The organism is Anaerovibrio sp. (assembly GCF_051866355.1).
Classification (GTDB): Bacteria; Bacillota; Negativicutes; order Selenomonadales; family Selenomonadaceae; genus Anaerovibrio.
Genome location: NZ_JBJDWZ010000005.1, coordinates 1 through 5181, shown reverse-complemented (window position 1 = coordinate 5181; position 5181 = coordinate 1). Strand labels below are relative to the sequence as shown.

6 protein-coding genes are annotated in these 5181 nt (G+C 44.7%); 5 read left to right on the top strand and 1 reads right to left on the bottom strand.

Annotated features, from left to right (window positions below; translation table 11 throughout):
* The first annotated feature begins 569 nt into the window (after positions 1–569).
* The 5 genes from ACI3UA_RS00220 (at position 570) to ACI3UA_RS00200 (ending at position 4129) form a co-directional block, all read left to right on the top strand.
* Entirely contained in the window at positions 570–2006 is a 1437-nt protein-coding gene (locus ACI3UA_RS00220) for an autotransporter domain-containing protein (RefSeq protein ID WP_439722817.1), read from the top strand.
* A gap of 92 nt (positions 2007–2098) precedes the next feature.
* On the top strand, positions 2099–2332 hold the full coding sequence (locus tag ACI3UA_RS00215) for a bacteriocin (protein WP_439722816.1): 234 nt from the start codon (positions 2099–2101) through the stop codon (positions 2330–2332).
* Between the two features lie 28 nt (positions 2333–2360).
* Positions 2361–2639 carry a hypothetical protein gene (locus ACI3UA_RS00210; RefSeq protein WP_439722815.1) on the top strand — a complete coding sequence of 93 codons (279 nt, stop codon included), beginning with the start codon at positions 2361–2363 and terminating at the stop codon, positions 2637–2639.
* A 62-nt stretch (positions 2640–2701) separates the two neighbouring features.
* The gene (locus ACI3UA_RS00205) at positions 2702–3016 is read left to right on the top strand and encodes a bacteriocin (protein ID WP_439722814.1); all 315 of its coding nucleotides are present in this window, start codon (positions 2702–2704) and stop codon (positions 3014–3016) included.
* A gap of 195 nt (positions 3017–3211) precedes the next feature.
* On the top strand, positions 3212–4129 hold the full coding sequence (locus tag ACI3UA_RS00200) for a VirK/YbjX family protein (RefSeq protein WP_439722813.1): 918 nt from the start codon (positions 3212–3214) through the stop codon (positions 4127–4129).
* A gap of 161 nt (positions 4130–4290) precedes the next feature.
* Here ACI3UA_RS00200 and ACI3UA_RS00195 read toward each other — a convergent pair whose 3' ends face one another.
* A complete protein-coding gene (locus ACI3UA_RS00195; RefSeq protein WP_439722812.1) occupies positions 4291–4986 on the bottom strand; it encodes a hypothetical protein in 696 nt (231 codons plus the stop codon).
* Positions 4987–5181 lie beyond the last annotated feature (195 nt).

Here is a 5181-nt window from a genome sequence, read left to right as displayed (position 1 = left end):
ATGTTGTTACTGACAGGGATAGCATTGCTGATGGTGATTTAGAAGGGCCTATGGGCAGTCTGACTGTGAATGGAAAGCTGTATGGCAAAGACCATGCTGTTTATATTGCAAAGAATGCTTTTGTGAATAAGATTGATGTTAATGACGGCGCACAGATAGAAGGAGATATTGTTTCTGACTGGAAGCATTTTGGTAATGGATACTATGACGGAGGTTGGGGAGAAAATCATAATACTGGCGAAAAATTACAGATACAGTATGATGACAATAGTTTTGATTATGACAAATATTGTAGTGAGTTGGTAACTAACCTAAACTTTCAAGGCAATACGGAGCTGGATGGCAACATCATCGGTAGTGATAACATGAAAGTGAAGGTAAATAGCGGTATATTGAAACATTCCGGTAGTGCAGATGTAGTAAGTATTATGGTGAATGAAAATGCAACCTTGCTGGGCGGAAGTTACAAAGTAAATAAAATTACCGTGTTTGCTTCTGGTGGTGTAGATAGCGAAACAGGAGTTTTTATTAATAAAGGCACAATAGGTCCGTTGAGCGGTAATGCCAACATGGTTATCAGCAGTAACGAGACATCAGATAATTATAATTTGCTTACATCTACTGGTACATTGCAAGCTCATGGCGGCGGTAATGGCGGAACTATTGTGGTAAAAGGCACGGCCGATATCAGCGGTTCTACAGTTACGGCAGTAAGTATGCTGCCGGGAGAGAGCAAGGATGTTATCCGTGCTGACAGCATGACGGCAGAAAATATTAGTATACAGGATGCAGGTCTGCTGGATTTATCCGGCACTATTACTACAGGTACAGAAAATAAAATCAGTATTTCTGCCAAGGCTATAGAAAATCTTACCGGCGCTTCAGCTTCCCAGGCGGCTGATTATGCTTCCATCAATAGGAACTTTAATCGGTTTTCAGATGATGGTTCCCAGCGTGAGCTGCGGGCTTTCTATGGGCTTAGTAAGGGAAATGCGTTGAAGGCCATTGATGAGCTGAACACCAATGATAAAGCAGGGAGTGGTGGAGCAACGGCCACTCAGGGCTCTACCCTTGCCAGTCGTGTGCTGTCATCGCGCCTTGCTACGGCCTTTGGTCAGGCGCCTGCCACATTGAGCATAGGCGGTGCTTCCCTTGATGAAGGGAATGGCATGAGTGTGGAGATTCCTGTTATGCTTCCGGAAGAGAAGCAGGAAACATCGTGGGTGAAGTTTACCAAAAACTGGGGCAATACATCTGGAAGCTCCAACTATACCGGCAGTGCAGTTACCCTGGGCTATGACTGGAAGCAGGGAGAGTACGGGCGTGACGGTGTATTTGCTTCCTATAGCACCAGCAGTTATGGCCATGCAGATGGCAGTGAGAATGTGCAGGATACCAGGCTGGGATATTATAGCGGCCTGAACAAAGGAGCTGATACCCTTATGTGGTATGCAGATATGGGCTATATCTACGGCAGGCGCAGCCGCGGCGTAAATTTCCTCGGCATACCGAACATTGTCAAGGCCAGCTACAACAGCTATATTTTTGAGCTGGGCGGCGAGTGGAAGCATGCACTGCATGCTCCCGGGGCGAAGACATGGCAGGCAAGTCCGTATGGTGCAGTACAGCTTTCCTACATGAAAAATGAAGGCTATAAGGAATCCGGTTCCATCAAGGCATACGATGTGGCAGGAGGGCATAATTTTTATTCTGCCGTTGAAGGTGGCATGGAATTTTCCCGCTTTTTGCCAAAGGGCAGCCTGAATCTGCGTTTTGGCATACGGCAGGCATTGACGGGTACTAATTATCAGGAGCAGGATACCAGCAGGCTTCTTGAGCGCACCTATAGCAAGGCCAGCCGCATGGACAGGACGCATTTTGTGACATCACTGGCCACGGAAACGGAGTTCCAGCCGGGCTGGCAGCTGTCCACGGAGCTGGGCTTCCAAAAGGGGGCACATGATAAGGATGTTATGGCAAGCATCCAGTTCAGGAGATTGTGGTAATAAGTTATCCGGATTTTTTCAGATTGCTGTGTAATATTTGCTTTATTGCCGTGTATAAGAAATAAGAAGATGTTCAAAAGGGGGAACAAAAGATGAGAAATGGTAAAATGTCAGATAATGAGCTAAATGAAATATCCGGTGGTCTGCTGGAGGTTGAATCTCCAACAACGACGTCCTCACAGATGCAGGATTTATATCAGCACAGGCTGGATGAAAAAACTAAGCTGGATATTGCCAAAACCGAGCGTGATCGTGAGCTTGGCAAGTCTGCAATGGATTTGACGGGTAAGCTGGGAGAATTGATCGCTCAGGCAACCATAAAATAGTCGGGAGTATGGAGAGGAGTTAGTATTTATGGAACAGGAAAATGTATTGATGCTCAATGATGAGGTTTTGGATGAGGTGTCCGGTGGCGGCCATGATAGTGCACCGATGACATATTACTGCAGCCCGGAGCAGCTTAAGGCTGGGGATGGCTCTGTAACGGATGGATACATGGTAAAAAGAGAGGATTCCGCAACAGGGGTACCGACTACCAGTGTATTTATTGACAAAAAGCAGTTTAAGATATGGAGGGCAACTCAGACGCAGCAGGGTGCTACCATTATTATGGGCACAGCCTTTCAGAAATAATTACTTTGTTATAGCCAGAAATAAATAGACAAAATGCAATATATTAAAGGGAGAGGATTAAGATGACTGACAATGCTGTTATAGAAAAGATGAATGAAGAAGAACTGGAGCAGGTTTCGGGCGGTGCATGGGGTTCAAATCATAAATATTCTACAGCTATCTACAATGAGGCTGGAATTGCTGTAAAGCACCATGGTGGCGCCATCAAGGATGAGTTTGTCTGGAATGGTACGCCTGTCAGGAATTATGAGGCGAATGCCCTTGTGTTCTGGGGACATACCCATGACAATGATCCGGTAGACTTGGAGGAGGCTATACGGTATATGAATCAGAATAAGTCAGCGTTTGTCAAGGATTATAAGTCCCTGCGTGGCTGAATCTGATTTAGTTTTAGAGCAATATCCCGTATGCGGGGTATACAGTTTTGAAGCTTGTTTCGTGCTGATGATGGCAGCGTTGTTATTCTTATAGGAGAATAGCAGCGCTGTTTTTATATTATAATTGTAATTATCTACCATATTTTTCGTATAAATGATAGCAAATATCTTTTATGCGAAAAATGGGGGTACGGTATGAAATTGAGAGAATTGGCAGGCGTTGGCACAAAGATTTATGATTGCCGGCGCTGGATAAATTATCGCTGTGTGCTGGTATTTATTTGTCGTTGCTATTGTAATAAAAAGCAGGTGACGAGGTTTCAGGAGTTTTTTGCCAAAACGCCTTTGCGCAGGAAATTTTTGCATCAGCACCCGAAGGTCTTTGCCCAGCTCAGCAGGCAGTGGCTGTTTCGCGGTTCCCGTATCGACCAGAGGCTGAATGCCGCGGTGGCTTCATGGCAGTATATGGAGAAAATGCTTCCTGAATATATCATGGAAAAAATATATGTGCAGGAGCAGAATAGATGGACGCTATGGGAAAATGTAATAGAAGGGAAAAAGCTGAGCCTTGATGTAAATTTTTTGGATGGCGAAATCAAGGAGGGCTGCCTGACTGTCTCACTGGTTTGGGATGGTGTGACTATTTATCATATCAATTTCTGGCTGAGGGACAGCATGCCTGATAGCCATGAAATGTCAGCCTGCATAGGGTGTCATCAGGGGTCAAGGGATGGCTTGGAAGTAAATAAGCTTCTGACGAAAAAGCTGTATGGCTGTCGACCGAAAAATTTTGTTTATCTTGGATTTTTGTATTTTTTGCAGGCAATGGGAATAAACAAGCTTTCTGCCGTGTCCAATTATGGCTTTTACGCCAATAATCATTTTCGCAGGGATAGAAAGCTGAAGGTATCCTATGATGAGTTCTGGGAAAGCTGTCATGGTGCTTTGAGCGATGACAAAAGGTTTTATATGCTGCCGGTGCAGGAATTTCGCAAGGCGCAGGGAGATTTGCCAACTAAGAAACGTGCCGTATACCGGAAACGGTACGCATTGCTTGATGAGGTCATGACAGCTGTCAGGGAGTCAGTGCTTGCGGCCAGGTGTGAGCATTAAAAGCACAATATAAGTAAAATGCAGTATCAATAAATTATACAGTATAAATAAAAAACGCAGGCGGTATGTGCGGGAAGCGGCTTCTTGGCACGTATACGCCTGCATTTTTATTTTAGATATAGGGAAGTGTGAATACGTCTATGCTTTGACTGAACGGCAATTTATTTTGTCAGCTTGCGCAAATCCTTGAAGAAGGCAGAGCAGATGCGCCCGAACATGTCGATGCCGTCATCGTCATCACGGTCGCGCCACTCCTGACGGCTGTACACCTCGCGTCCTGTCCGGGCATCGTAGACATGGAATTCCACTTTTTCGTATATAACTGATGAATAATAAGCCGGATGGGTGACAGGTACCAGAACCTCGTCCTCTACCTCAATGCGGTTGCCCTTGGAATCCTTGACATATGATTTCTGGGTTTTGGTTTCCCATGTGGTATATTCCGGATGGTAGATAGATTGCGTTTCGTATTGTAATACATCGGCTGTTACATAGGCGTCCACATAGTCAGGCAGATGCTCATCATAAAGCTTGTTGAAGGCATCCCAATCCTTTTCTGCCAGAATATCCATGTCTTGTCCCAGAGCCAGGGACATTTTCCGGCTGATTGATTCAAAGTTCATGACAGACAGTTTTTCCTGTGCCGCCTTTTTAAAATACATGGCATTTAAAGATTTTTCCAGAATACTGCTGCCGGTGTCAGCTTTGGAAAAATCCAAATCGTAGACAGCTATGTTCTTTATGTTGTGGAAATTGTAGCTGTCATCCTTGAATTCGATTTTTTCTGCTGCCGCCGTTTGGCAGAACAGCATCATCAATGCGAGAAGGGTGAGTAGCCTGGTGAATGTTTTTGTCATGAAAATACCTCCCTGATGTCAAATGTCATAGCCGGCATGTATGCAGATAGCAAAAAGCTTCTTTGAGTGATGGGCATGCTGCTCAGCCCTGAAGGAAAGCTTCTCTGCCGGTATGAAAATCTATTGGTGAACACTATGTATATTATATATTATCATGCCATTGACAGAAAAGGGAAAATAAGGAAAATTATTTAT